Here is a 24,429-nt window from a genome sequence, read left to right as displayed (position 1 = left end):
TTATCCTTTTGCAACTACAACTTGCGAGGGCCTAAGTACTTTATCATGAATGGAGTAGCCTTTACGAAAAACTTCGATGACAGTGTCAGGGGCTACATGGTTGGCAGGGACCTGTGTCATGGCCTCATGAAAACGAGGATCAAAAGGTTTATTTAAAGACTCAATCTCTTTGATGCCGTGCTTTTCGAGAGCCGCTCTAAGCTCTTTTGAAGTGAGTTTTACTCCGTCAACAAAAGATTTGAAATTTTCTTGTGTGACTTCGTTTTCAAGAGCCTTTTCAAAAATATCCAAAATAGCAAGTAAGTCTAAACCAATACGTTCAGCGCTGTATTTTAATAAATCGGAACGTTCCTTAATATTATTTTTTTTGTAGTTTTCAAATTCAGCTTTTAAATAAAGATAGTCTGTACGCAGTTGGTTTAAGGCATCATCAGACTCGGTTTTTTTGTCTTTTAAGTTTGTGACATTCTCTTTAGTGTCATTTTGGTCTTGGGTTTCAGATTTGTTCTTTTTAGCAGACTCTTTATTATTTTCTGACATTTTATCATTCCCTAGTTAGATTCTTTATTTCGTCTTTGGTAAAGCACAGCTCACGGAAAGTTCTATCAGCGAACTGTTTGCCGTATGCTGTCAGTTTCCAACAGTCAGTCTCATAAAATATATACCCTTCTTTCTGCAATTTTTGTAGTTTATCTATAAGGAATTGGACACAAGGGGCTGGAAATTTGGACTCCAAGCGGTCTCTTGGAATGCCAGCACTCTGTCTGAGGTGAGTGAAGGAAAAGTCCGTCATTGACTCATGGAGTTGGAGCGCTTCGATTTGTGGAGCGGGCGGGAGGCTTTGAGTTTTGAGTCGAGCGTCAATTTGGCTAAAATAGGACTTATAAGAACGCGGATTCCAAAAACGAGTACCCCAGCTGCCATATTCCTTAAAATAAGAGTGTGCACCTAGACCAACGCCCCAGTAAGAAAAGTCATTCCAGTAAAGTAGGTTGTGTTTAGAGGGGTGCCCTGTTTTATGTACATAGTTTGAAATTTCATATCTGGTAAACCCATATTGATGAAGAAGGGGCTCGGCTTGCAGAATAAGGTCTTCAAGCTGATCGTCTTTCGGAGCCTCTTTATTTAAAAAGTGCAGTTCAGGCACTGTAAGAAGATAGATGCTAATATGACTAGGGTTATAAGTGGAAAGTTCAGCTACGTCTTGAGCGAATTTATCCGCAGAAATTTGGGGTAAACCCAAGATAAGATCAGCAGTAAAAGAGGTCTGGGTGTCATAAAGAAGCTTAAGCGTCTCGCGAGATTGTTCTGCATTGTGCTCTCGTCCAATTTTTTTTAAAATTTCAGAATCAAAGGTTTGAACCCCCACGCTGTAACGGGTGACGCCGTAACTTTTGAGAAGGTCTAGGTCTGGTTTGGTTAAAGTGCCAGGGTTGATTTCATACGTAATTTCAATGTTGTCTTGGAAAGTATAACCTTGATTTTGAATGGCATCTAAGATGCGTTTAATGCGCCCAGTGCCAAATAGCGAGGGCGTCCCCCCTCCAAAATAGATCGAGCTTAAGGATTTTTGCGGCAACAGCTTCAAAGAGAGTTCAGAGATCACGTAATCACAATAGATGTCCATGCTTGGACCCTCATCAAGAAGTATGGTAGCAAAGTCACAGTAATGACATTTCTGTAAACAGTAGGGAATATGAATATAAATCCCTTGAGATAAATTTGATGTCTGAGTGAACATGCCTTAGGATTAAACGTATGATTAAGAAGTTTCAATTAAAAAATGGTTTCACGGTTCTTCTAAACCCCTTAAAAAAGTCTCCCGTAGTCAGTTTGCAAGTCTGGGTCGGAAATGGGAGTGCACACGAGACCCAAGACGAAGCGGGTGTTTCACACTTTATTGAGCATTTAGTTTTTAAGGGCACCACGAGCTTTGGTCCTGGAGAGATTGCGCAGACCATTGAAGGATGTGGGGGGCAACTGAATGCTTACACCACGTTTGACCAAACAGTTTATTATGTCACTCTAGGTAAAAGCGAAATTGAAACGGGCTTAAAGGCTCTGTCAGAAATGGTCTTTTCTCCTACATTTGACCCAGAAGAGGTTAATCGCGAAAGAGAAGTCGTCATTGAAGAGATTCGCAGAGGCATGGATGAGCCATCCAGAGTAAGTACACAGTTTAGTTTTGCCCACTTCTTTAAAGATCATCCATACGGTCGTCCAATCATTGGCTATGATGAAGTTGTACAAAATATCCCTGTGGAGAAGATCAAGGCTTATTTTCAAGAACAGTATCACCCGAACAATATGTTTTTGTTGATCACAGGGGATTTCGAAGATGACGTACTTGAATCTGTGAAAACACATTTTGGTCAAGAGACACAAGACCATAAGAAATTAAGAAGCGTGCCCCCCACTCGTTTTAATCCCAACGCTGATCTCGAATTTTTAAAAACAGAATTTGAGGACACCTTTTTAAATTTTTATTGGTCAGCCCCTGATGTGAAGTCCAAAGATTATCTGTGTTTGGAACTACTGGCTTTGATTTTAGGGCAAGGTGAAAGTTCTAGGTTATATAAAAAATTAAAACTACAAAAAGAATGTGTAAGAAGTGTTGGTGCGTACCCTTTCTCTATTAAACATCCAGGGTTGTTCGCAATAAGTATTAAACCTATCACAGGACAAGAAGATACAGCAGTTGAAGAGGTTGTGAGCGTCTTAAATGAACTTGCGCTTGAAGGTGTGCAAGAAGAAGAATTTGAGAAGGCCATTATTAACTTTAAAAGCGATCTCTACTATTCTTTAGAAACGTGTGACGGTCTTGCAAGGCAAGTGGGACAAGTGACTTTCTTTTATGGGGATGAAAATTATTTAAATAAATATATCAAAGAACTGGATGAGATCGCCATTACAGACATTAACTTATGTCTACAGAAATATCTTCTTAAAAAACCAAAGACATTTATCACATCTAAAAATGAAAGTTTAAAGTCAAAAAGATACTCAGATATTTTTGACTCGAAGTTAGCAAAAGCCGTGACAGAAAAATCATCGACCTTCACGCCAAAGCTCAATTTAAGTTGGCAACAGCATGAAACGACAGACTCTAGAATTCATCAGTTCATTGTGGGACCTGGGGTAAAACTATTTTTAAAAGATCAAAAAGAAACGCCAGTTATACATATGGATGTTGGATTTCTGGGCGGTGCTAAAATTGAGAGTTCTCACGAAGATATCTCGGCAACCTTTGCCCAAAGATGTTGGGCGAGGTCAACGGCACAATGGAATGAAGACAAGACATTGTTTGAATTGGAAAAAATGGCAAGTTCGATCAGTGCGTTTTCGGGAAAACACTCTCTTGGGTTACAGATGACGACGATATCTCCTTATAGAGACCGTCTATTACAAATTTTCCCTGAATTTCTGACTTACACCACAACACAAGATCAGATCATCCAGAGGGAAAGTAAACTTATGCTTGAAGGTTATAAGCGACGTAAAGATAATCCTGCGCAAATCGCTTTCTTAGAGTTTATGAAAATGGCTTTTGGTGAACATTATTATTCTAAAGATAGCATTAAAATTTTAAGCGAAACTCGTCCGCCCATAGCTGCACAGGTTTCAGATTTTATTGGGCATCATTTTGACCCTAAAAATATGGTGATATCTATGGTAGGAGACTTGGGTTCTATTGATAGGGCCAAGCAGTCTGTTGAGGATATGTTAAGTCAAATGACATGGGTTCAAAATGACCTGTATTTTGATACCACTATTCTAGTCCCTGATGCTCAGGAAAAGACCATTGAGAGCGATAAAGAGCAGTCTCATATTATTTTTGGATTTCGAGGCTTGGACTACAGATCAAAATCAAAAGCCACGTTGTCAGTGATTCAATCTATTCTTGCTGGGCAAGGTGGTCGACTTTTTATTGAGCTCAGAGACAAAGAATCTTTAGCTTATACAGTCAGCCCCATACGTATGGAAGGTTTAGAGGGCGGGTACTTTGGTTCTTACATCGCATGTGCTCCAAGCAAAAAAGATAAAGCGATTGCCATGATGAAAGAAGAGTTTTTAAAACTCACTCACGATCTTGTTCCAAAAGAAGAATTAAGAAGTGCAAAGAAATCATTGATCGGAAAAATGCAAATTTCGTTACAAAGAAACTCCAATGTCAGTGAAAATATTTTCTTTGATTCTTTATATGGTTTAAATCACGACCAGTATCTTTTGTTTGAAGAGCAAATCAACTTTGTCACCGCAGAAGACATCCGCGATTTAATGATTCGGCTTTATGCTCAACCTCATTATACCGTCGTTGTGGGTTAGATGAGAATGGTGCTGGGCCTCTGGGTCTAGATTTGAGACAAACCCAACGCAAGTCTAATTTGCTTAACAAATAAGCCCTATATGTCGATCAATGACAGGGAGAATATAAAGTCTCCTTGGATTTGAGAGGGCAAATGGGTACAGATTTTAAAAACTTAGCCACACCCAGAGATTTTTTTGCTGAGCTGATTCAAGACGCAGCAAAAGCGGTGAGTCGTTCGGACTTTCACCCTTTATCATACTCTTACCTATCAGAGCTACTTGTAGACTTCTTACATGTTGAAAAGCTCTATGGTGCCGAGGGTAGTGGCTCTAAAATGATGGCAGAGCAGTGGTTTGAGTCTCAGGCTTGTGATTTGAATGCAAAAATAGTGAGACTTAAGCGCTTAGGAGACACGAGCCTTTATGTTGCAGGCTTTTTTGCTTCTTCTTTTAAACGAAAGGTCATCAACCAAAGTTATTATATTCAAATGGGCGAGATGTCTTTTCAGTCGCTTTCTAAAATAGTGAGTGAGCCCGAGTTTGAAAATGTTTATAGTCACTTCTCAAGTCATTTTCCCAGCTATGTGGATATTCTGACTGAGGTCAGCCAAAAGGTAAATATTCAAAAGTCTGGAGATATTTTAAATCTATTTGAAAGGTATATCGACTCTGGTTCTAAGTGGGCAGAAAAACAGCTTCTCTCGGAAGGGATTTTGACTTATCCCTTGAAAAAAACCTCAAATTAAGTCATTAAAAAGTTATGTTTGGGCTTGGGTTTGGCGAATTAGTACTCTTGGCGGTGATAGCTCTTCTGGTTTTCGGACCAGATCAACTGCCTATAGTTGCCCGTAATGTTGCCCGTTTTTTAAATGAATTAAAACGAACGACTGAAGAATTTAAAAAAGAACTTAAGGTTGATGAAGAACTTTCCTCAACTTTTAACGAGATCAAACAACTGAGGGCTAAAAACTTACTTGAAGGCCCTCTAAATAAAAAAAATCCAGAAACCACATCCCAAGTGACATCCTCCTCTTCGTTACCTGCCCAAGAGCAATCCGTTGAATCAAGGGCAAAACAAGAATTAGGGACAGACTCTGCAGAAGAAGAAAGTTCTGCCTCGGGAAAGCAAGAAGAAGACAAAGGCGCGGGTGAGAATGAGTGAGGAAAATTTCAAAGAGACCGCCTTTGTGGAGCACCTCAAAGAGCTAAGAAAAAGAATCGTCTATATCATGTTCTACTTAGTCGTCGGTGCTGTCATCGCGTGGATATGGAAAGAAGACTTATTTAATATTGTAAGAGCCCCGATTTCTCCTTATCTAAATAAAACAGGTGGGGGTTTAAGTTACACCAGTCCTATGGAAAGTTTTTTGGGTTATATCAAGGTGGCTCTTTTGGCGGGGACACTGCTGAGCGCACCTCTTTGGATTCATCAGATTTGGTTATTTATTGCTCCAGCGTTGTATTCTAAAGAAAAAAAATATGCTTTAGGTTTTATTCTATCAGGTTCTTTGCTGTTCATTTTAGGTGCCGTATTTGCGTATAACGTTGTGTTTCCCTTTGCCTTTAAATTTCTATTAGGTTTTGGTGATGGAACAGATCAGGCCATTATCACGATTGAAGAGTACTTGGCTTTTTTTACACGAACCATTTTAATTTTTGGTTTAGCCTTTGAGATGCCTCTTATAATAAGTGTCTTAGGTATGATGGGTGTGGTGAATGATAAGTTTTTAATGAATAAAAGAAGATATGCTTTTTTAATTCTGGCGATCATGTCGGCTGTCTTCACGCCCCCTGATCCGCTATCAATGATCTTGATGCTTGTCCCTCTGTATGGACTGTATGAATTGTCTATTGTGAGCGTTAAAATACTACAGCCTAAAGAATCTCTTTAGGCTGTATAAAAACTCGACTGATATATGGAAATTATAGTGGAGTGGATTGGAAATAGAAACGTTTTCTAAAGTTGGATTCAGGCATAGTAGAAGGTCCAAACCAACCTATAAGAGTGCCCTCAAAAATGTACGGAACAAAAACGTTGTTTGGATCAAGCAACTCCTCCTCGCTCATATCTTGCAGTTTTTCCATGTATATCCAGCTACTAGCTGTGGAGTTTTTTGTGGTGGGACAGCATAAAGAAGAATCATCTATATTTTCATCAAGATCACCTGGACAGGAGTCTCCAGTGCTCGCTAATTCAAGATAGTCAATTTTATGCATGCAGGTAGATTTTCTGCCAGGGGGAACTTCAACAATAAAGGATCTTATCTGGGGCGTTTCATTTCCATCCTCGTCTGTGACAGTCATTTTTCCTGGTGTAATCCAAACATTTTTTGTATCTTTGGGTCCAGTGACAAGCGTATGTGCGAGCAAGACAGTTATGGGTTTGTCTCCAGTTTTGTTATCAATCTCAATTCGAAATCTAATATTTGGTGCCTCAAAAGTCCAAAATGTTATACCGTCAGGTGTGCTGACGGGAATTTCCCAATCAACATGTAACACTATGGGCGCAGTAGGGAATACTCTCACTTTCACATGTTTGGAATTTCCAAACCCCGCCAATTCATCCTCTTCACCACAGCTTGCGGTGACTAAAAACAAAGGTATGATCGCCAGTATTAAAATAAACTTCATTTTTTTCATACGTCCCACCTAAAATTATATCGGAAAAAAGAGTTTAATATCTCAGTAATAGTATGCCTTTTGTGTGCTTACAATGCTACAATATTAGCTATAACCTTGGTCTAGTGGGAAAGTTTCTCTAAGACTTATAAATCTAGCATGACGGTCTATTTTTCTTTGTAAAGGGTAACACTTTAGTAACTGTTATAAATCTCTGTCGTATTTTGATACAGGTTTTGGGCTAGCTCTTTACGGTCTTTAAAATCAGAAGACATAAAGTGGTTTACTTCTAAGAAATCCACACGGATGGACTTGTAGGACATAAGCTTAAGAGCGTGACCCAAAAAACTTTGTTGGTTGGTCCAAGACAAGGACGTTTTATTATTTGCACTTAGTGGGACCTGATTTGTGTGCGTATACTTAGTACAGTAATTAAAGATAGGGGCAGAAAGATGATCAGTGACTTTAAGTAGAGATGATTTGTAAGGTTTAATGGTGAGCCCATCAGAAGTGGTTGCTTCGGGAAACACCAAAACATTATGACCATTTTGCAGGGTCTTTTTGAGGTCGTGGATTTCATGACTTAAATCTTTATGCGAAAGTCTATTAACATAAAGACATTCTCCTAGCCATGTGATCTGACCTAGGAAGGGAGTTCGTTTAAGTTCAAGAGAGGTGACAAACAGTGTGGGAATTTTTGAAGCAATGATGAGGATATCAGTATAAGAGATATGGTTAGAGACCAGTAACGCTCCATTAGGTATTTGCGAAAGTTTATACTGAACCTTGATGTTAAAAACTTTTAAACAGCTCTTGCATGCCCACTGGGTGTTTCTTTGGGCAATGGATTGACGAATTTTTTTAGAGAAAAAGAAAAGGCCTTTATTTAAAAGCCCCAATATAAAGAAAATAGAAATAATAAATACTAATAAGGGAGTCTTTATAAAAACTCGAAGGGCACTCATGGCAAAGCTGCTTTTAAATCATTGATAATGTCATTGGCATTTTCTAAGCCCACACTCAGTCTGACTAAAAAGGGATCAAACTTAAAGTCAGTCTTATGTTGTTCATCCACTGCGGCGTGAGTCATGTAGTTAGGCAGTTCAATTAGAGTTTTTGTCAGCCCTAAACTCACAGCCAAAGTAATAGAATAGGAGTGTTCAGCCACATGGTTTACGAAAGCTGTAGTGTGTTTCTCGGCATCGTGAAGTTCAAAAGAGATCATATAACCAGGGTTAAATTCACCCTCTGCATTACGTAGAACTTTTTGAGCCATATTGAAAAACTTAAAGCTTTCAAGGCCAGGATATTTTACTGACTTTACAGCGGGATGAGCTTCTAAAAACTGTGCGATTTGTAGCGCATTTTGTTGTTGTTGTTTGTTACGCAAATACAAAGTAGGAAGCCCATGTACGTTAATATCCCATGCAGCGTGGGGATGTAAAACAGCACCAAAGTCCTTTCTGGCCAACTTCAAAGAGGTTTCAAATCTCTTGGCACCAATAACGACACCTCCCATTTCTGTTCCGAAACCAGAGATATTTTTGGTTAAACTGTGAATGACAAGATCAGCACCAAGCCTTAAAGGTTGTGCCCCACATGGAGTGGGGAAGGTGTTGTCGATCACAATAAGAATTTTGTCTTCGTCACTACGATTGATATTAAGTTTCCTTGTGATCGCCGCAATGGATTCAATATCAATGATTTCTAGATCAGGATTTGAAACTGTTTCGAAATAAATGATACGAGTCTTATCGGTAATGAACTCTTCGCAACCTTGAGTCAGATCCACAAACTTGCCTTGGATTCCAAATTTAGGCAGCCAGTTCTTGAGTAGACTAAAAGTGCAGCCATAAATTGTTTTATGACAAAGCACTTCTTGGTTTTGTTTACAAAGAGTTAATATGCTCCCTGCGATGGCGGCCATACCAGTTCCAAAGGTCACAGCGGTTTCTGCTCCTTCGGCCTTAGCCAGTTGATTTTCAAGCATCAGAGCATTTGGGTCATCAAGTCGATCGTAGATCCAAATGGGATCGTCATTGAATTTTTCACTGGCAAAGGATTGAAATCCTGCAGCTCCTCTCTCCACAGAACCCAGTCGGAATGTTGTGCTTGATGAGACGGGTGGGATAAGTGGTTTTGAAAAATCCCAAGCTTGGGTTAAGGATTCACCATGAATCATACGTGTTTCAAAAGAAACATCATGGGATGATTTTTGAGAGTTATTTTTTAGATCTTTTGACAAAGTCCCTCCCTGCTCAAATATGGGCCTGATGTGTGCCAAAAAACCACAATAACACAGCTTTAGCAAAGACTTTTGTAGAGTGCTATTGGCTTTTTGGGCTTTCTAAACGAGACTGTAAATATGGCTGAAGATAAGAATGTGAAAAATTCTGTAAACCACCCTTTGGGAACGGATAATGCGTCCTGCTATACGGTGGTTTTAAGCGACTTACACCTTTGTGAGGCGGAAACCCCTCATCCTAAAAGACCCTTTTGGAAAAAGTATAAAACCAGAGAGTTTTTTTTCGATGACAATTTTAAACATTTTTTAGAGGCCATTCATCAACAAGCTCAAGGCCAGAAAATAGAATTGGTTTTAAATGGTGATGTTTTTGACTTTGATAGTGTGACCTCCATACCAGAGAATCCAAGTTTTAAGGTGACATGGTTAGAGAAAAAGAGGGGTCTGAACCCAGAAGAGGATAAGGCAGAATACAAAATTCAAAAAATATTAAACGACCATCCTGTTTGGGTCGAAGCCTTATCTCATTTTATTAAACAAGGTCATACCGTAGTCATCGTTGTGGGTAACCATGATTTGGAATTGCATTTTAAAAGAGTACAAAAGCTTATTTTAGAATCCTTTGAACTTACAGAAGAGCAGTTAGAACACATCAGATTCTGTGAATTCTTTTATGTTAGCCATGGTGATACACTTATTGAACATGGAAACCAGTATGATCCGTTTTGCTTGGCCTATACACCAGTTAGGCCCTTTATCATTCGCGATGAAAGGATACAGGTGCGTATCCCTTTTGGGAATTTAGCCACAAGATATTTGATCAATGGAATGGGGTACTTCAACCCCTACTCTGAGTCTAATTATATTATGACAGCGGCAGAATATGTCAGGTTCTTTTTTAAATACATGATGCGCACTCAACCTTTGATCATGTGGACATGGTTGTGGAGTTCGATCACTGTTCTCTGGGTTTCGTTATTAAATCGAATCACCTTTTCCGTGAATGATCCTTTGACTTACGAAACAGAGATTGAAACTATAGCCGAAAAGGCCAACGCCACACCACGTATGGTGAGAGAAATGTTGCAGTTGGCTGTTGCGCCTGCAACGAGTTCCCCGATGTTGGTGATCAAAGAATTATGGTTGGACCGTGCGTTCTTATTTTTAGTGAGTTTTTTATTTCTTTTACAGATATTCTTTATTGTAGATAGAATCTTCTCGTTTTCATTTTATTGGATACTTTTAGTTTATCTTTTGTTTTTACCCTTCTTTGTGTTTTACTCGAGAACCATCACCTCAGATGTGCAGAAAGTAAAAGAGCCTAAAGAGAAGATTTTAACGCTTTCAAGTTTAATTACAGGTGTAAACCGTGTGGTTTACGGTCATACGCATAGAGCCTTACATGAAATTATTGGCCCCGTGGAGCATTTGAACTCTGGAACCTGGTCTCCCAACTTTAAGGATGTGGAGTGCACGGTCGTTAATAGTCGTCGTAATTATGTGTTAATTAAACGTCTTCCGAACCAAGAAAAGAGGGTCGCAAGTCTTGAAGTTTGGGAAGGATAGACAAGTGACTATAAAATAAGCGTGTCAGGATGAAATATATTCAAAAAAACCAGTTATTTTAGTGGGTTATGGGGCTTGTTTTTGGGTATGGTTTTTGTATATATCATTGCATGACAAAACAAGTTCGAATCACATTTGGAATTTTACTGTGTTTACTTCCGATTATGGCATGGGCCAATCCGACGACGCCTACAGCATCTGAGGCTGGGTACTGCATTGATGGAAGTTGTGGTGGTCGTGCTCCGACGTCGAATATGCTAAGTCTGTGTGAAGACATGAAGTCTCGAGCTGCATGGGCTCAAGACTGGCAGTGTTCTAATATTGCCATTTATGACAAAGACGACAGAAAAAGCATTACTACAAATAAAGATCCTAAAATTGATGCTTTGTCAGATGTGGTGGGTGCAGGTTCTGTATGTAACAGAACTTTTACTGGTACTATAGTTAAGCGCACAAATGATGATGCAGATTATGTGGTTCTTCCTGCCCACAGCTTTTTTGATAGAAGCGGGAAGCCAGTATTAAATAAAGAAGGCAAGCCTTGTAGTGAGGCAGAAATGGCCCAAGCTCAATTTTATCCAAATTTAAAATATTTATATATGGACAGCAATTTAAAAGAATTTGCTATGCGATCATCACAAATTGAATGGCCACCCATCAATTTAGAGGCGGGTAAAGAATGGGGTACAAGAGGCGAGGATGTATTGATTTTTAAGCTTAAACCTACTGATGGAATAAAACTTTCAGAAGAAATTATGCCTAGCGGTAGACAAAGAGGATACGCCAAATATTTTGTCTATTCAAATTCGGACGTTAAGATCAGTGATTTTAAAAATTTTGCGAGAGTTTCTTTTCATAGAGACAGTGCAAGACCCTTAGAACAAAGTTATCAAACAACAAATATACAGGCCTCTGCTGGCAATGGAATGGTTTATGACACAAGTGATACGTGGTCTATAGCTAGTGGTTCTCCTCTAGTGGGCGAGTACGCAGGACAAGTGGGAATTCTTGGTCACATAAGTACAGCGTCTGGGGAGGATGTCGATGCTGCTGCGCCTGTGATAAAGACACAGGATGTTGCTCATCATCGTGATTATAATAGGAATATTTCTGGTAACCAAATAGCTCAGAAGTACAATCTTGAAAGCGTTCGAATTGATGGCCGTATGGCAGCATTGCACAAAGCGCAATAAATGCAGGCGACACTGTCGCTACAGTTAACAAAAAAACACTTAAATTCTCATATTGAAACAAAGGATTCTTCTCCTCTTATCGACTTTTGTCGATAAGAAGGTGTTATGAAAAGCAATTGGAACAGATCTTATTTTTTTCTAGTTATTCTTGGTTTTTCTTTAAGTACTCATGCTTATAGTCCTAGTGATGGGGGACTTGGTGGGTTGCAAGAATCTGGGACGGGAAAACTATTGGGTCTTGAACATGCTATCAAACTAAGTACTTCAGAAGATGGAGACGAGGCCCCATCAATACTAGATCATGTGACATTGCCGACAAGAAGCTCGTGCTCTGCGCCAGATAATATAGAGAATAAAGCTCAATTTTGTGAAGTAGCACTCGCAGAAGCGAAGGCGAAGGCTGAACAATTTGCGCAAGAAAGGGCTCAAGACGAGGCAGAAAAGATAGCCGTAGAGAAAATGAAAGAAAAGAAAAGTGTTTGTGATTATCGTGTTGGTCAATTTAAAAACAACTGTGTGTCCGTGGAGTTACAAGGTGTAAAAGCAGAAGGAATAAGTGGTTGTGCGGACATGTTACCTTTGATTACAAGCGCAAAAGAAACCAACAGTGGTCTGCTTGATGGATGTCGGACGCTTTTTGAAACTTTAAAAGAGCCGTGCACGACACCAGCAGTGGGTGAAGTAAGGGCTCAATCCGTGAGCGAATCAGGTAGAAGTTCTAATGGTTATGCTCAAGCTACGGCATATAATCCAAAGCTTGCGAGCTTTCCCATCCAGCCAGAAGAAGATATGGTGGCGCAGTATCAAAATATGCTAGCAAACTTTAATAAGTTAGAAAGTATGATCAATGCACAAGTTGCTGATTTAGACCGTGCAACAACTCAGACTCAAGAATGTGTCGCAAGTGGTATTGCTGGAAAGACAGGGGATATCAGTGGTGTATCGGGTCAACAAATGTCATACACTGAGGATGCCGTCGATCTTGGTTTAGAGACATCAGGAAACAATGTTGGATTGCAATATTTCTCAAGAAGAGCTGCTGAAGCCGATGCGGCAGCAGCATGGGAGGAACAAAGACAGAGGGAGGCAGATATCGCTTCGGGAAAACTAGCCGCTCCTACAACAGTTTCTGATGCTACCCCAGACTATATTAGTACTTATAGGCCTTCAAACTATGAAGCAGCAGGAACCCCTGAGTTTTATCAAAACGCTTACCGTTCAGCAGTACCAGTCGATCCAGGTGGCGGTGGTACTGTTACAGATCTGCTTGGTGGACAAGAGCCACCTGTAACATTGCCTATAACAATGGACTCGGTTCCTATTCCGCGTCCGCGACCAGCAAATTTAGAAACTTCGCCAAGAACTACACCTACGACCACAAGAACGGCAACGAATCCTACACAGCCACAGACTTCAACACCTACTTCACAAAATAAGGCGAGCGATAAGTACTTAGACAACACCAATGCGTATGGTGGAGGAACGACTCCTAATGCGGGTGGAGGCTTAAATCCAAGCCAAATGTTGGCGCAATTAGGGCAGAACGCTACGGCCAGTGAAAAAGTGGGGCAGTATAACGGTGTCGATTATTCTGGAAATTCTTACTATGGGAACGCCAATGGTAGATACAGTGGGAGTACAGATAATTATGCCACAACAAGCGGGGGTGGTAATCTGGCTGGTAATACAAAGGGATTTGTAAGAGAAAATGCGGCTATCCCAACAGGTGCTCGCAATGGATTTAATACGGCAAATATGTATAAAACAGCGGGAAATTTTAGAGGCGGAAGTGGATCTTCTTATACGGGCTTTCAGGGAGCACCAACGAATACGGATGGAAGTGGCGCTGGAAGCCCAGAAGGAAAAGCGGGTTCTGCAAAAGATAGTAAATTTAAAAAGGGTGGAAATAAACAAGTTTTCTCTAGTAAAACCGAAGGGGGACAGGGCGGAGGCTCTTCGTTCAGTTCGGATAGTAGAATTTTATCTGAGAACACATCTCGTAGTCCTGCATCGAATGTAGAAGATAAATATAAAAACGCAAAGAAACGTGGTGAAGGTTTTGACCCGAGCAAATATGAGCCTCGAGATTTAGCTGCAAGAAAAGCCTATGAACGAGTGACAGGAAGGCACGTAGCGGGAAGGCGAAGTAATGGTCTGCCATGGCCACGCGATATTCGTCAGTGTAAAAGACCCGACAGCTGTAAGGATGTATTCGGACACATGAGTGACCAGTTCAGAGTACAATTTCTTATGAATGGAATCTAAAAAATATCAAGAGCAACGGCAGAATTGTCTAATTTGTGTTATTTCGTAAAAGAATTAAAAATAAAATATAAGAATCCTCTGTGGATATGTGGACAATTTTGCATTTTGCACGGCGACAAATTGTTTAAAATCCATCTGTAAAGAAAATTTCACTAGTAATTAAAACAAAATCCTGCTTAATATAACCTATAGGAACCACCTAGGAGGATTTGAATGGCCGAAGTTTTAGTTGTAACAAGTAAAGTAAAAAAGTATATCAAAGAAAAAAGCGGTTGTAATACATCTGCAGAAACTATTGATGTATTAAGCAAAGCAATTGAACAGCTTTGTAATAGAGGCGTTGAATCTGCAAAGTCTGATGGCCGCAAAACTGTTATGGCCAGAGACATTGTTATCGATCATCTGTAGTAATACTTTTATAATATATTTTTTAAATGCGACTCCTTTTGGGGTCGCATTTTTTATTGGGCCAAAGCTAGTACATCTTCCCAACTCAAGATAGCAAGCCCCAATTCAGTGGCCTTTTCTGCTTTTGACCCAGGATTTTCTCCTACAACAACATAACTCGTTTTTTTGCTGACAGTAGAGGTGATCTTGCCACCTAAGGATTCTATAAAGACTGCGGCTTCATTTCTGGAAACGGCTAAGGTTCCAGTAATGACAAAAGATTTATTTTCAAATGCAGGATGAATGGTCTTGGTTTTCTCCTGATATCTAAGGGTGATCCCGACGGATAATAATTTTTTAATCTCTTTAACAAAGATTTTGTCCTGAAATTGAGAAACGATAGATTGTGCGACTTTGGGTCCTATATCTTCAAGGCTCACCAAAGTGTCCAATTCTGCTTTTAAAAGTTGATCCAAGTTACTGAATGAGTGAGCCAGTGTTTTTGCTGTTTGCTCTCCGACAAAACGGATTCCTAGAGAGTAAATGAAGCGATCAAAATCGACATTCTTACTCGTTTCAATGGATTGCAAAAGATTTTCAACAGATTTATCGCCAAAGCGATCTAACTTTAAAATGTCCCCAGCTTTTAAAAGATAAATATCGGAATAGGATTGGATTAGTTTTTCATCAACAAAGCGATCAATAATTTTTGACCCCAACTTATCGATATTCATGGCTTTACGTGAAACAAAATGTTTTAAACTTTCTTTAAAGACAGAGGGACATAGTGGGTTGATACATCGGATGGCCACTTCACCTTCGTTTTGCACCCCCTCATGCCCACAAGAAGGACAGGTGGTAGGAATTTTATAGGGTTGGCTCACGATAGGCCTTTTCTCTATGACTACTTTCACCACTTCAGGGATCACATCACCAGCCCGATGAATAATAACAGTGTCTCCTTGCCGAATGTCTTTACGGTCGATTTCATCTTGGTTGTGAAGAGTAGCGCTTGTGATTTGCACTCCACCTACACGAACGGGCTTCATGACAGCAACAGGTGTAAATACTCCTGTGCGGCCCACTTGAACGTCAATGCGTTCAATGATGGTCTCTGCCTGTTCAGGTTTAAATTTTCCTGCGGTGGCCCAACGTGGGCTTCGAGCCACCTGTCCTAAAATGTCTTGAATGGAAAACTCGTTCACTTTGATCACAACGCCATCAATTTCAAAAGGAAGTTGAGATCTTAAAGACTCCATTTGTCTATAGTATCGAACAACGTCTTCTGGGGTCTTACACACTTGATAGAGGTCAAAATCAGATATATCGGTAGTGTTTGAAGTGTCTTTGCCCAGAGGAAAGTCGAAAGCATTAGGTATTTTCAAATCCCGTATGAGTTGAAAGAATTCCATTTGTGAATGAAGTTTTAAACCGTCAATAATTCCTGGAGCATAAGCGAAAAAACGTAGGGGCCTAGAAGCTGCAACCTTGGGATCAAGCTGCCTTAAACTGCCTGCTGAAGCGTTACGAGGGTTAGCAAAAGTGTTTTTACCTTCAAGTTGGATACTTTCATTAAGGCGGGCAAAGTCTTTTTTAAACATCAAAACTTCACCTCGAACTTCTAAAATGCGTGGAAGGGGTAATTTTTGATTCCAGCTGAGAGTTAAGGGAATCGAGGAAATGGTTTTGATATTAGAGAGGATGTCTTCGCCTGTAACTCCATCTCCACGGGTGAGGGCTTTAATCAACACTCCATCTTCGTAGACAAGTTCAACGGCTAAGCCGTCAAATTTGGGTTCGCAGAAGTAAGTGAAATGGCCCTGTCCTTTTAAAAAATTAAGGAGTCGTTCATGAAATTGCACAAGTTCATCGGCAGAATAGGTGTTTTGTAATGAAAGCATGGGTAGGCGATGGGAGACCTTGGTAAAAGAACTTAATGTCTCGCCGCCGACTCTTTGGCTGGGCGAATCGTTTGTAATGAGTTCTGGGTGTTGGGACTCCAGTTCAAGGAGTCTTTGAAACATTTGATCGTAATCAAAGTCCGTGATTTCTGGGGTGTCCAGAACATGGTAGAGGTAGTTATGATGTTGAATCTTTTGGCGTAGTTCTTTGAGTTCTTCTTTAATGGACGTTTTATTCATAATTCCCTTGTTCCAAATGTTTTTAAGAAGCAGGTCTTAAAAAACAGAAATATAATACTACGGTTTTTTATTATTAAATAGAACTTGAATCCCGCAGGAAAGCCTTTTACAAAAGGAAGTCAGGAGGGTTTGTAGCGGGATACGCGACGCAGCAAATCGGACCATAACGAGGGTGTGAGATAGGATAAGATATGAAAATTGATATAAATAAAATAGCGAGTTTAGCAAGACTGCAAATTGCAGATGCAAAGAAGGCTGAGATCGAGAAGCAACTAGAAGGAATACTAGATTACTTTGCTCAAATTCAGTCCATAAATACAGATGGTGTAGAGCCCTTAGTGACCCCCCACGATGATCGGCCCATATTTCGAGAAGACCAAGCCTTATCAGATGATGAGTTTGTGGCAAATACCCTAAGCCAGGCCCCAGAAGTGAAGGGTCGTTTGGTTAAAGTTCCACCAGTTGTGGGAGGAGAGTAAGATGTCGCTTTTAAGCATGGGCCTATTTGAATTATCACAAAATCTAGAAAGTAAAAAAATAAGTTCCAAAGAAGCAACTGAATTTTATTTATCAAGAATTGAATCTTTGGACAAAAATATCAACAGTATAGTGACTGTAAATACGAAAGCTCTTGATGAAGCACAAAGAATAGATGAATTAAGGGCAAAAGGTGAAAGTCTTTCGCCTGTGGCTGGTGTACCGTATGCGGCTAAAGAGATGTTTTGCACAAAGGGCTTGCTGACAACAGCGGCATCTAAGGTGTTGTCGAATTTTGTTCCTCCGTATTCTGCGACGGTGATCCATAAACTGCAAAATTCAGGAATGGTGCTTTTAGGTAAGTGCAATCAGGATGAGTTTGCGATGGGATCAAGTAATGAAACCTCTTGCTTTGGGGCAAGTAAAAATCCGTGGAATGCAGAGTATGTGCCAGGAGGTTCAAGTGGAGGTTCTGCTGCGAGCGTGTCCGCGCGTTTGGCTCCTATGGCTTTGGGAACAGATACAGGCGGGTCAATCAGACAGCCTGCCAGTTTTTGCGGGATTGTGGGTGTGAAGCCTACCTATGGTAGAGTCAGCCGTTATGGGATTGTGGCATTTGCATCAAGTTTAGATCAGGCAGGTCCAATGACTTTAAAAGTCAAAGACGCCGCTCTTAGTTTGGAGCATATGTGCGGCGCAGATCCCTTTGATAATACGTCTGTAAATAAAGCAGTACCACAGTGGACTAAGAATATCAGTGCGAATGTGAAAGGTAAAAAAATTGGTGTCGTTAAAGAGTACATCAATTCTGAAGTGGATGCTTCTGTGAAAAAAGCATGGGACTTGGCTTTAGAAACATTGAAAAAAAATGGTGCAGAAATTGTAGAAGTAAGCATTCCTTTTTCAGAATATGCGATCCCGATCTACTATTTAGTTGCGGCCAGCGAAGCTTCAAGCAATTTGTCGAGATACGATGGTGTTCGCTATGGATATCGTTCTGATTTTGAATCTCGTCCAGCAAAAAGTTTAGAAGATTTTTATTCTAGAAATAGAGGCGAGGCCTTTGGTGAAGAGGTGCAGCGTCGGATCTTACTAGGAACATTTGCTTTATCAGCAGGGTATTATGATGCCTTTTACGGTAAGGCTTGCCAGGTCAGACGTATGTTGCGTGATCAGTACCTTGAAGCCTTTAAAGGTTGCGATGTGATTGTATCACCAGTTGCGGCTACGCCTGCCTTTAAGATTGGTGAACGAGTGCAGGATCCATTAAAGATGTTTTTGAATGACTATTTTACGACGGCCACAAATCTTTGTGGTCTACCTGGAATGGCTGTGCCCATATCGACGGATGAAAATGGTTTACCTACAGGTATTCAAATCACAGCAAACGCTTTTGATGAGCAATCCATGTTTGATGTTGCTCTCAACTTAGAAGAGAGTTTTGAATTTTATAAAGAGGTGCCCAATGGCTTTTAATATACCCAATGGATGGAAGGCTGTGATTGGCTTAGAGATTCATGCGCAGTTGCAAACTGTATCGAAGATGTTTTCTGTAGATTCAGCGGCTTTTGGTAGTGCGGACAATGAGAACATCTCTGCGGTGAGTATGGGAATGCCTGGTGCATTGCCTGTTCCAAATAAAAGAGCCATTGAGTTTTCTGTAAAGACGGGTCTAGCACTTAACTGTCAAATCCGAGACAGATCTGTTTTTGCCAGAAAACACTATTTCTATCCAGATTTACCTAAAGGTTACCAGATATCACAATTTGAACTGCCGATCTGTTACGAAGGTTATGTTGAGTTTTTATTGGGTGATCAGAAAAAAAGAATCAGAATTGAGCGAGCCCACATGGAAGAAGACGCAGGAAAATCTATTCACGATGGAAGCCAAAGCTTAATCAATTACAATAGAAGTGGTGTCCCTTTGTTAGAAATAGTATCTGGCCCAGATATGGGGGCCCCCGAAGAAGCGGCGGAATATGCCAGAACTATTCGGTCCATTTTACAGTATCTGGACGTCTGTGATGGAAACTTAGAAGAGGGTTCTTTAAGATGTGATTGCAACGTCAGCGTTATGAAAACCGACGAGACTCAATTTCGTACAAGGGTAGAGATCAAAAATATTAACTCCTTTAAATTTATTGAAAAAGCACTTGAGTTTGAAATCTTAAGACAAATTGACGTCTATGAAGAGGGTGGCACTATTGTTCAAGAAACGCGTTTGTTTGATTCTTCTAAGGGCAAAACGTTTTCTATGCGCAGTAAAGAAGAGGCGCAGGACTATCGGTATTTCCCTGACCCAGATCTATTGCCAGTATATTTGGAGCAAGGCTTTATCGAAGAAATTAAAAAAAATTTACCAGAGCTTCCTCTGAAAAAAGCAGAGCGTTTTCAACAAGAGCTGGGTCTTCCAGAATATGACGCTCATGTTTTGATCCAAGACCGAGATATGGCGGTATTTTTCGAAAAAGCCGCAGAGCTTTCTAAAAACCCTAAAGCGACATCGAATTGGATTATGGGTGAGTTGTTGCGTAGGCTAAATGAAGAAAACTTAGAATTTTCGCAGAACCTTATCAAAGCAGAAGACTTTGCGGAGCTGATTGTTTTGATCGATAACAAAACCATATCAGGCAAGATCGCAAAATCCGTTTTTGATGAAATGTGGCAATCCAGTAGATCAGGAAGCCCAAGTAAATCACCCAAGGACATCGTGGCCAGCCAAGGCTTAACCCAGATTACAGACGAAGGACAGATTGAAGCCTTGGTTCAAAGCGTGTTAGATAAAAATCCAAGTCAGACATCTGAATACAGATCTGGTAAAACAAAACTATTTGGATTTTTTGTGGGTCAAATTATGCGTGAATCTAAGGGACAGGCTAATCCAGATAAGGTGAATGAAATTCTAAAAAGACTTTTGGGTTAGTTGGAATTTTAACTATTAGGAAAAGGGAAACCATGATTGCCGCCGCTGTGGATTTAGGTTCGAATTCATTCATTTGCTTGATCTTTAAAGCAGATCCCTTGGGTAATATTACAAAACTTCATGATGAGGTGATTTTAACTCGTCTGTCAGAAGGGGTAGATCAGGATAAAAGGCTTTCGCTCTCGGCTCTAAACAGAGCTGAGCAAGCCTTCCAGAGGTTTTCTGATCTTTTCAGACAGTATGGCGTTGAACACGTTTTAGGTGTAGCCACCAGTGCTGCGCGTGATGCCAAGAATAAAGAGGAATTTCTAGGATTAGCAACAAAGTACGGAATCCCCATTAGAATTTTATCTGGCGAAGAAGAAGCTCAGATGACCTTTGAGGGTGTCAGAGATTATTTTACAGAACACACGGGTGTGATTGTAGATATTGGTGGGGGTTCGACAGAATATATTTTGGCTCAGAGAGGTGAGATTGTTTTACGAACCAGTTTAGATATGGGAGCGGTAAGATTTACTGAAAGATATTCCACAGCCCATGATTTCATAAATCGAGAATTTAAAGTTCGCGAAGGCATTCGAAGTGCATTATTACAGAGTGAGACTCTGAAACGAATTAAAGAACAGAACGCTTTAGACTTCTTGATGGCAGTATCGGGAACACCCACGAACGCTGTTGCTCTGGTGTTAGGAAAGTTTGATGATGATCAAATTGAGGATTTCGTTTTGACCCAAGATCACTTAAAGCAATTAACAGAAAGTTACTCGTACAAAAACCTCGAGCAGAGATTACAAGAGTATCCCTTTATTGAGGCCAAGAGAGCAGATGTTTTACCAGTGGGACTTGCAATCCTTGAGGAATCTATGAAATTCTTTGGGATGGATTCGTACAAAGTTTCAACCCGAGGAATAAGGCATGGCGCAGCAAAAAGTATTATTAACAAGTAGCTTTGGGATTTTAGCGCTCTTACTTTGGTCTAGTGTTTCTGCTAGCCCAAAGTCTGAGGTGGTATTTGAAAAGTCTAAAATTCAGCTTGGCAGCCAGGTTCTTGATGTGGATGTGGCAAAGACCATGAAGCAAAAAGAACGTGGTTTGATGTTTGTGAAACAAATTCCAGAGAATTACGGGATGTTATTTGTTTATGAAGGTGAGGACCACAGGGGTTTTTGGATGAAAAACACCTTGATCCCTTTATCTATAGGGTTTTTTGATAAGAATAAAAAACTAGTAGAAATCGCAGAAATGAAACCTGTTAAGAGTTTTCTGGATAAAAAAATAGACTCCATCGTCAGTCAGAAGCGGGCTCAATACGCACTGGAAGTGAATCAGGGATGGTTTGAGAAAAACAAAATCGGAATCGGAACACCTTTTAAGTGGATTAACACAGAATTAACACAAAAAAAGAATCACAAAAATAAGATCAAATAGAAACTAAGGTGCTTGTTGGCAGTAATAGATCAAGGGCTGGGTGTGAAAAATCTCTTTTCACACCATTATAATGTATGGTGTACTGTATTATGAAGAAACGTCTAGGAGTGTTGGCAGCTATGAAAAAAATAATTCTAATACCGATCCTAATGTTTTCATTATTGACGGTCATCTCGTGCTCTTCAAACAACGTAGGACAAGATGATCTGAGCATTTCTGAAATTGAAGACATTGAAAAAACAGGTGAGTTTAATGCTGAAGACTTTTTTAGTGATGAAGATGTCTTAGAAGAAAGTGGTGTCGCTGTAGACCTTGAGGGTGTAGATAGTGACTTGGATATTAGCGACGACGCCGAGCTTTTATCTGATGTTGAGTTCGATGAGTTTGAAGGCGAGAACTTTGATGAATCCAGTGATTTTGAAACAGACTTTGCTGATGGATCAGATGCGGAGTTTGACGAATTTGATGAGTTCATGACAGACGAAAGCGTTGCCAAAAATGAAAGCTTTGATTTAGATGACGAAGACACAGCTGTTGCAGGTGCGGGCGATCTAGATATTGATGAAGACGACGTGTTTGCAGAATTTGACAATATGGATGTTGCGGATGGCGGCGCAGGAAGTAACGACCTGAGCTTTGAAGATGCCTTTGCCGATGATTTCGAGACCCAACAAAATATCGTAGACTCAAACGATGTCATTTCTGAAAATGATCTGTTTGGTGAGCAAGAGCAAGCGGTAGCCAGAGAAAACATAGTGACTACAGAGGAAACCCCTGTAGGTGGTGGCCCAACGGCATCTCAGCTTTTAGGATCAAAAGCTGAGACAGGTGTGGGTCAAACATTTGGTGTGGGTGACACAGTGGATGCTGTGGCCAAGAATCTTGTACCCGTACAAAAAATGGCGGCCTCTCCATTCAATAGAGCGGGTATTTTGTTAAATACTCTTTATATAGTCAGAGAGGGAGATACTTTAAAATCTATTAAAGATAAAATTTATGGGTCTAACAGTTCAGCCAATTTACAGCAGCTCAACCCTACAATAAAGCCAAATAACTTAAAAGTGGGCGAAAAGATTTATTACAACTCTCCTAATCGTCCAAATGATAATAATCGAATGATGTTTTATTATGATGATATTGGAGCACAAGCGCAGTATCAGGAAATCAGATCTGGTCAAAGTATCCGAAAAGTAGCACAAGACTTATTAGGTCATCCAAGAAGTTGGATGGAAGTTTGGGCGACAAACCCAGATGTTGAGTCCAAGTGGGCCGTATCAAGAAATCATAACTTAAGATACTTTCCTGATGGAATTGCAGCAGCGCCAACATTGGCTCAAAACAATCAACCTGAATTGATCGAACCTGCTGAAGAAGAGCCACTATCTGTGACCACAAATATGAACAATGCAGGTTCAGGAACTGTAGAGCCTGACTTCGATGCAGGTTTTGATGATTTTGCTGAGGATAATAACCAAGTTGCCGCCAATGAGGGTGCCGTGACGGAAGTGCAGCCCGATTTTGATCAAGGGTTTAATGATGACTTTGATCAAGGTTTTGGAGATCAAGCCGCGAATGATACTAGTTTTGATGATGGTTTGGATACGGGCATGAGTGGACAAGATGCCGCGGCTCAAGCAATACCAGACAACTTCAAAAATGCAGGAACTAAAAACTTAGGCCCATTTGGTTTGGATCAGTCTATGATTGACAAGATCAGCCTTGGTGCTGGTGGTGCGTTGATCCTAGCGGGTCTATTCTTCATTGCTCGTAGACGACGTGGTAAGCGTGAATCTGTGGGTGTAGATGATTTTGATTTTGCTGGAAACACTCAGATTGATGAGCAAACTAAAACTCGTATTGATCTGTAAAGCCAACCTCATGAATTAAGATCAAGGTACAATAAGAATAAAAAAAGGGCTGTCAAAGCCCTTTTTATTTATAGCTAACCCAGATCAATAAATCGACAAGTTAGGTTAAGCCACTTTTTTAAAAATATTGTCTAAAACATCTCTTCGTTTCTCTCGTTTCGACTCTAAAAAATAAATAAGATCGTCAACGATTTGGATGTCTTTGTTGTTAAATGGAGAAAATTTCACTCCACAACCACGTTGGTTTTTCCAAACCACAGTGGCATTTAAGATGCGTTCGCGCCCACTCACATTGATAGTAATGTGTAGCTTGTCGTTTTCTTGTATGTCAGGATGAGAGTTTTCTAGAAACGCGCCGCTGATGCTAATATTCTTTAGTGTACCACCAATGGCATCTCTGCCATAACTCTTTCGAAACTCGACATCGAGTTCGACTGGAAACCTTGGTGCTGGTGCCCCAGAATTTGAACCAACAGACATAACTACCTCCAATGTTCTCTTCGGCAATACCACAAAGGATTTGAGGCAATTCTTTAAAAAATGTAGATATTTTTGGGGGTTACCTAGCCTCAGGGCCAGTAAGTTTATGATCTGAAATAAATCCTCTAGACTTTGGGGTTGACAAGATATGGCTTTTAAATGATCTTGGAATCTCCCAGAACATAATAGCCTTTTATGTAAATATAGAAGTTCGTGGTAAACAGAATTTTTGAAGTGGGTCAAAATTAACTAAAATTTAAAATCAAATAAACCAAGCAGTCTTTAAAAAAATAATCATAAAATACAAGGATTCCGATGTCTGATGAAACAGAAGAAATAAAAAAAAGCTCTAAGAAAACAGCAACCAAAAGTAAAAAAGTAGTAGAGGTTGCACCCAAAACTGAAAAAACTGCGGGTAAAGACGATGCGGGGCGAGCCCCAGAGCCTTCGCCTGAAGCGGTAAGCGCGAAAACAGAAAGTACATCTCAAAATACTGAAAGAGAAGAAAGCCCGAGTCGCCAAGAGGATA

The 24,429-nt window shown here is 40.2% G+C and carries 21 protein-coding genes; 14 read left to right on the top strand and 7 right to left on the bottom strand.

Annotated features, from left to right (window positions below; genetic code table 11):
- Both grpE and hemW read right to left on the bottom strand, forming a co-directional pair.
- The gene (gene grpE / locus M9899_01085) at window positions 1–540 is read right to left on the bottom strand and encodes a nucleotide exchange factor GrpE (protein MCO5112748.1); all 540 of its coding nucleotides are present in this window, start codon (window positions 538–540) and stop codon (window positions 1–3) included.
- A 4-nt stretch (window positions 541–544) separates the two neighbouring features.
- The gene (hemW, locus tag M9899_01080) at window positions 545–1,741 is read right to left on the bottom strand and encodes a radical SAM family heme chaperone HemW (protein ID MCO5112747.1); all 1,197 of its coding nucleotides are present in this window, start codon (window positions 1,739–1,741) and stop codon (window positions 545–547) included.
- Between the two features lie 17 nt (window positions 1,742–1,758).
- Here hemW and M9899_01075 point away from each other — a divergent pair, with 17 nt between their 5' ends.
- The 4 genes from M9899_01075 to tatC all read left to right on the top strand — a co-directional run bounded on the left by M9899_01075 (window position 1,759) and on the right by tatC (window position 6,200).
- Window positions 1,759–4,326 (top strand): insulinase family protein, encoded by a 2,568-nt coding sequence (locus M9899_01075; protein ID MCO5112746.1) that lies wholly within the window; start codon window positions 1,759–1,761, stop codon window positions 4,324–4,326.
- Between the two features lie 134 nt (window positions 4,327–4,460).
- Entirely contained in the window at window positions 4,461–5,054 is a 594-nt protein-coding gene (locus M9899_01070; protein MCO5112745.1) for a hypothetical protein, read from the top strand.
- Between the two features lie 14 nt (window positions 5,055–5,068).
- On the top strand, window positions 5,069–5,470 hold the full coding sequence (tatB, locus tag M9899_01065) for a Sec-independent protein translocase protein TatB (protein MCO5112744.1): 402 nt from the start codon (window positions 5,069–5,071) through the stop codon (window positions 5,468–5,470).
- A complete protein-coding gene (tatC, locus tag M9899_01060; GenBank protein ID MCO5112743.1) occupies window positions 5,463–6,200 on the top strand; it encodes a twin-arginine translocase subunit TatC in 738 nt (245 codons plus the stop codon). The genes tatB and tatC overlap by 8 nt, the downstream gene beginning before the upstream one ends.
- A 31-nt stretch (window positions 6,201–6,231) precedes the next feature.
- On the opposite strand, the gene M9899_01055 is transcribed toward tatC, so the two are convergent.
- The 3 genes from M9899_01055 to M9899_01045 form a co-directional block, all read right to left on the bottom strand.
- The gene (locus M9899_01055; protein ID MCO5112742.1) at window positions 6,232–6,948 is read right to left on the bottom strand and encodes a hypothetical protein; all 717 of its coding nucleotides are present in this window, start codon (window positions 6,946–6,948) and stop codon (window positions 6,232–6,234) included.
- 173 nt (window positions 6,949–7,121) lie between these two features.
- The gene (locus M9899_01050) at window positions 7,122–7,892 is read right to left on the bottom strand and encodes a 1-acyl-sn-glycerol-3-phosphate acyltransferase (protein ID MCO5112741.1); all 771 of its coding nucleotides are present in this window, start codon (window positions 7,890–7,892) and stop codon (window positions 7,122–7,124) included.
- The gene (locus M9899_01045; GenBank protein ID MCO5112740.1) at window positions 7,889–9,172 is read right to left on the bottom strand and encodes a PLP-dependent transferase; all 1,284 of its coding nucleotides are present in this window, start codon (window positions 9,170–9,172) and stop codon (window positions 7,889–7,891) included. The genes M9899_01050 and M9899_01045 overlap by 4 nt, the downstream gene beginning before the upstream one ends.
- A 120-nt stretch (window positions 9,173–9,292) precedes the next feature.
- On the opposite strand from M9899_01045, the gene M9899_01040 reads away from it, so the two are divergent.
- From M9899_01040 to M9899_01025, 4 genes are all read left to right on the top strand, one after another.
- Window positions 9,293–10,738 carry a metallophosphoesterase gene (locus tag M9899_01040; GenBank protein ID MCO5112739.1) on the top strand — a complete coding sequence of 482 codons (1,446 nt, stop codon included), beginning with the start codon at window positions 9,293–9,295 and terminating at the stop codon, window positions 10,736–10,738.
- Window positions 10,739–10,848: 110 nt separating this feature from the next.
- Window positions 10,849–11,931, top strand: coding sequence for a hypothetical protein (locus M9899_01035; protein ID MCO5112738.1), 1,083 nt, complete (start codon window positions 10,849–10,851; stop codon window positions 11,929–11,931).
- A gap of 105 nt (window positions 11,932–12,036) precedes the next feature.
- On the top strand, window positions 12,037–14,196 hold the full coding sequence (locus M9899_01030) for a hypothetical protein (GenBank protein MCO5112737.1): 2,160 nt from the start codon (window positions 12,037–12,039) through the stop codon (window positions 14,194–14,196).
- A gap of 213 nt (window positions 14,197–14,409) precedes the next feature.
- Entirely contained in the window at window positions 14,410–14,604 is a 195-nt protein-coding gene (locus M9899_01025) for a hypothetical protein (GenBank protein ID MCO5112736.1), read from the top strand.
- 53 nt (window positions 14,605–14,657) lie between these two features.
- Here M9899_01025 and ligA read toward each other — a convergent pair whose 3' ends face one another.
- Window positions 14,658–16,724, bottom strand: a complete 2,067-nt coding sequence (gene ligA, locus M9899_01020) for an NAD-dependent DNA ligase LigA (GenBank protein ID MCO5112735.1) — start codon at window positions 16,722–16,724, stop codon at window positions 14,658–14,660.
- Window positions 16,725–16,915: 191 nt separating this feature from the next.
- Between ligA and gatC the strand changes: the two genes are divergently transcribed.
- From gatC to M9899_00990, 6 genes are all read left to right on the top strand, one after another.
- A complete protein-coding gene (gatC, locus tag M9899_01015) occupies window positions 16,916–17,203 on the top strand; it encodes an Asp-tRNA(Asn)/Glu-tRNA(Gln) amidotransferase subunit GatC (GenBank protein MCO5112734.1) in 288 nt (95 codons plus the stop codon).
- Between the two features lies 1 nt (window position 17,204).
- A complete protein-coding gene (gene gatA / locus M9899_01010; protein MCO5112733.1) occupies window positions 17,205–18,677 on the top strand; it encodes an Asp-tRNA(Asn)/Glu-tRNA(Gln) amidotransferase subunit GatA in 1,473 nt (490 codons plus the stop codon).
- Complete coding sequence (gene gatB, locus M9899_01005) at window positions 18,667–20,124, top strand: Asp-tRNA(Asn)/Glu-tRNA(Gln) amidotransferase subunit GatB (GenBank protein MCO5112732.1); 1,458 nt, start codon at window positions 18,667–18,669, stop codon at window positions 20,122–20,124. The genes gatA and gatB overlap by 11 nt, the downstream gene beginning before the upstream one ends.
- A gap of 32 nt (window positions 20,125–20,156) precedes the next feature.
- On the top strand, window positions 20,157–21,071 hold the full coding sequence (locus M9899_01000; protein MCO5112731.1) for a hypothetical protein: 915 nt from the start codon (window positions 20,157–20,159) through the stop codon (window positions 21,069–21,071).
- Window positions 21,040–21,552, top strand: a complete 513-nt coding sequence (locus M9899_00995) for a DUF192 domain-containing protein (GenBank protein ID MCO5112730.1) — start codon at window positions 21,040–21,042, stop codon at window positions 21,550–21,552. Before M9899_01000 ends, M9899_00995 begins: the two co-directional genes overlap by 32 nt.
- 119 nt (window positions 21,553–21,671) lie before the next feature.
- Window positions 21,672–23,420 carry a LysM peptidoglycan-binding domain-containing protein gene (locus M9899_00990; GenBank protein MCO5112729.1) on the top strand — a complete coding sequence of 583 codons (1,749 nt, stop codon included), beginning with the start codon at window positions 21,672–21,674 and terminating at the stop codon, window positions 23,418–23,420.
- Between the two features lie 105 nt (window positions 23,421–23,525).
- On the opposite strand, the gene M9899_00985 is transcribed toward M9899_00990, so the two are convergent.
- The gene (locus M9899_00985) at window positions 23,526–23,900 is read right to left on the bottom strand and encodes a PilZ domain-containing protein (protein MCO5112728.1); all 375 of its coding nucleotides are present in this window, start codon (window positions 23,898–23,900) and stop codon (window positions 23,526–23,528) included.
- Between the last annotated feature and the right edge of the window lie 529 nt (window positions 23,901–24,429).

The sequence above is a fragment of the Pseudobdellovibrionaceae bacterium genome, assembly GCA_023954155.1.
GTDB lineage: Bacteria > Bdellovibrionota > Bdellovibrionia > Bdellovibrionales > UBA1609 > JAMLIO01.
Note: the sequence above shows the minus strand (reverse complement) of the source record. Positions and strands in the feature narration are given on the sequence as shown.

What these genes read in the sequence shown, in the direction of transcription:
- grpE (MCO5112748.1), bottom strand. Translation starts at nt 540, where the DNA reads ATGTCAGAAAATAATAAAGAGTCTGCTAAAAAGAACAAATCTGAAACC.
- M9899_00985 (MCO5112728.1), bottom strand. Translation starts at nt 23,900, where the DNA reads ATGTCTGTTGGTTCAAATTCTGGGGCACCAGCACCAAGGTTTCCAGTC.
- M9899_01055 (MCO5112742.1), bottom strand. Translation starts at nt 6,948, where the DNA reads ATGAAAAAAATGAAGTTTATTTTAATACTGGCGATCATACCTTTGTTT.
- M9899_01030 (MCO5112737.1), top strand. Translation starts at nt 12,037, where the DNA reads ATGAAAAGCAATTGGAACAGATCTTATTTTTTTCTAGTTATTCTTGGT.
- ligA (MCO5112735.1), bottom strand. Translation starts at nt 16,724, where the DNA reads ATGAATAAAACGTCCATTAAAGAAGAACTCAAAGAACTACGCCAAAAG.
- M9899_01075 (MCO5112746.1), top strand. Translation starts at nt 1,759, where the DNA reads ATGATTAAGAAGTTTCAATTAAAAAATGGTTTCACGGTTCTTCTAAAC.
- gatB (MCO5112732.1), top strand. Translation starts at nt 18,667, where the DNA reads ATGGCTTTTAATATACCCAATGGATGGAAGGCTGTGATTGGCTTAGAG.
- M9899_01035 (MCO5112738.1), top strand. Translation starts at nt 10,849, where the DNA reads ATGACAAAACAAGTTCGAATCACATTTGGAATTTTACTGTGTTTACTT.
- M9899_01000 (MCO5112731.1), top strand. Translation starts at nt 20,157, where the DNA reads ATGATTGCCGCCGCTGTGGATTTAGGTTCGAATTCATTCATTTGCTTG.
- M9899_01070 (MCO5112745.1), top strand. Translation starts at nt 4,461, where the DNA reads ATGGGTACAGATTTTAAAAACTTAGCCACACCCAGAGATTTTTTTGCT.
- hemW (MCO5112747.1), bottom strand. Translation starts at nt 1,741, where the DNA reads ATGTTCACTCAGACATCAAATTTATCTCAAGGGATTTATATTCATATT.
- M9899_00995 (MCO5112730.1), top strand. Translation starts at nt 21,040, where the DNA reads ATGGCGCAGCAAAAAGTATTATTAACAAGTAGCTTTGGGATTTTAGCG.
- tatB (MCO5112744.1), top strand. Translation starts at nt 5,069, where the DNA reads ATGTTTGGGCTTGGGTTTGGCGAATTAGTACTCTTGGCGGTGATAGCT.
- gatA (MCO5112733.1), top strand. Translation starts at nt 17,205, where the DNA reads ATGTCGCTTTTAAGCATGGGCCTATTTGAATTATCACAAAATCTAGAA.
- gatC (MCO5112734.1), top strand. Translation starts at nt 16,916, where the DNA reads ATGAAAATTGATATAAATAAAATAGCGAGTTTAGCAAGACTGCAAATT.
- M9899_00990 (MCO5112729.1), top strand. Translation starts at nt 21,672, where the DNA reads ATGAAAAAAATAATTCTAATACCGATCCTAATGTTTTCATTATTGACG.
- M9899_01040 (MCO5112739.1), top strand. Translation starts at nt 9,293, where the DNA reads ATGGCTGAAGATAAGAATGTGAAAAATTCTGTAAACCACCCTTTGGGA.
- M9899_01050 (MCO5112741.1), bottom strand. Translation starts at nt 7,892, where the DNA reads ATGAGTGCCCTTCGAGTTTTTATAAAGACTCCCTTATTAGTATTTATT.
- tatC (MCO5112743.1), top strand. Translation starts at nt 5,463, where the DNA reads ATGAGTGAGGAAAATTTCAAAGAGACCGCCTTTGTGGAGCACCTCAAA.
- M9899_01025 (MCO5112736.1), top strand. Translation starts at nt 14,410, where the DNA reads ATGGCCGAAGTTTTAGTTGTAACAAGTAAAGTAAAAAAGTATATCAAA.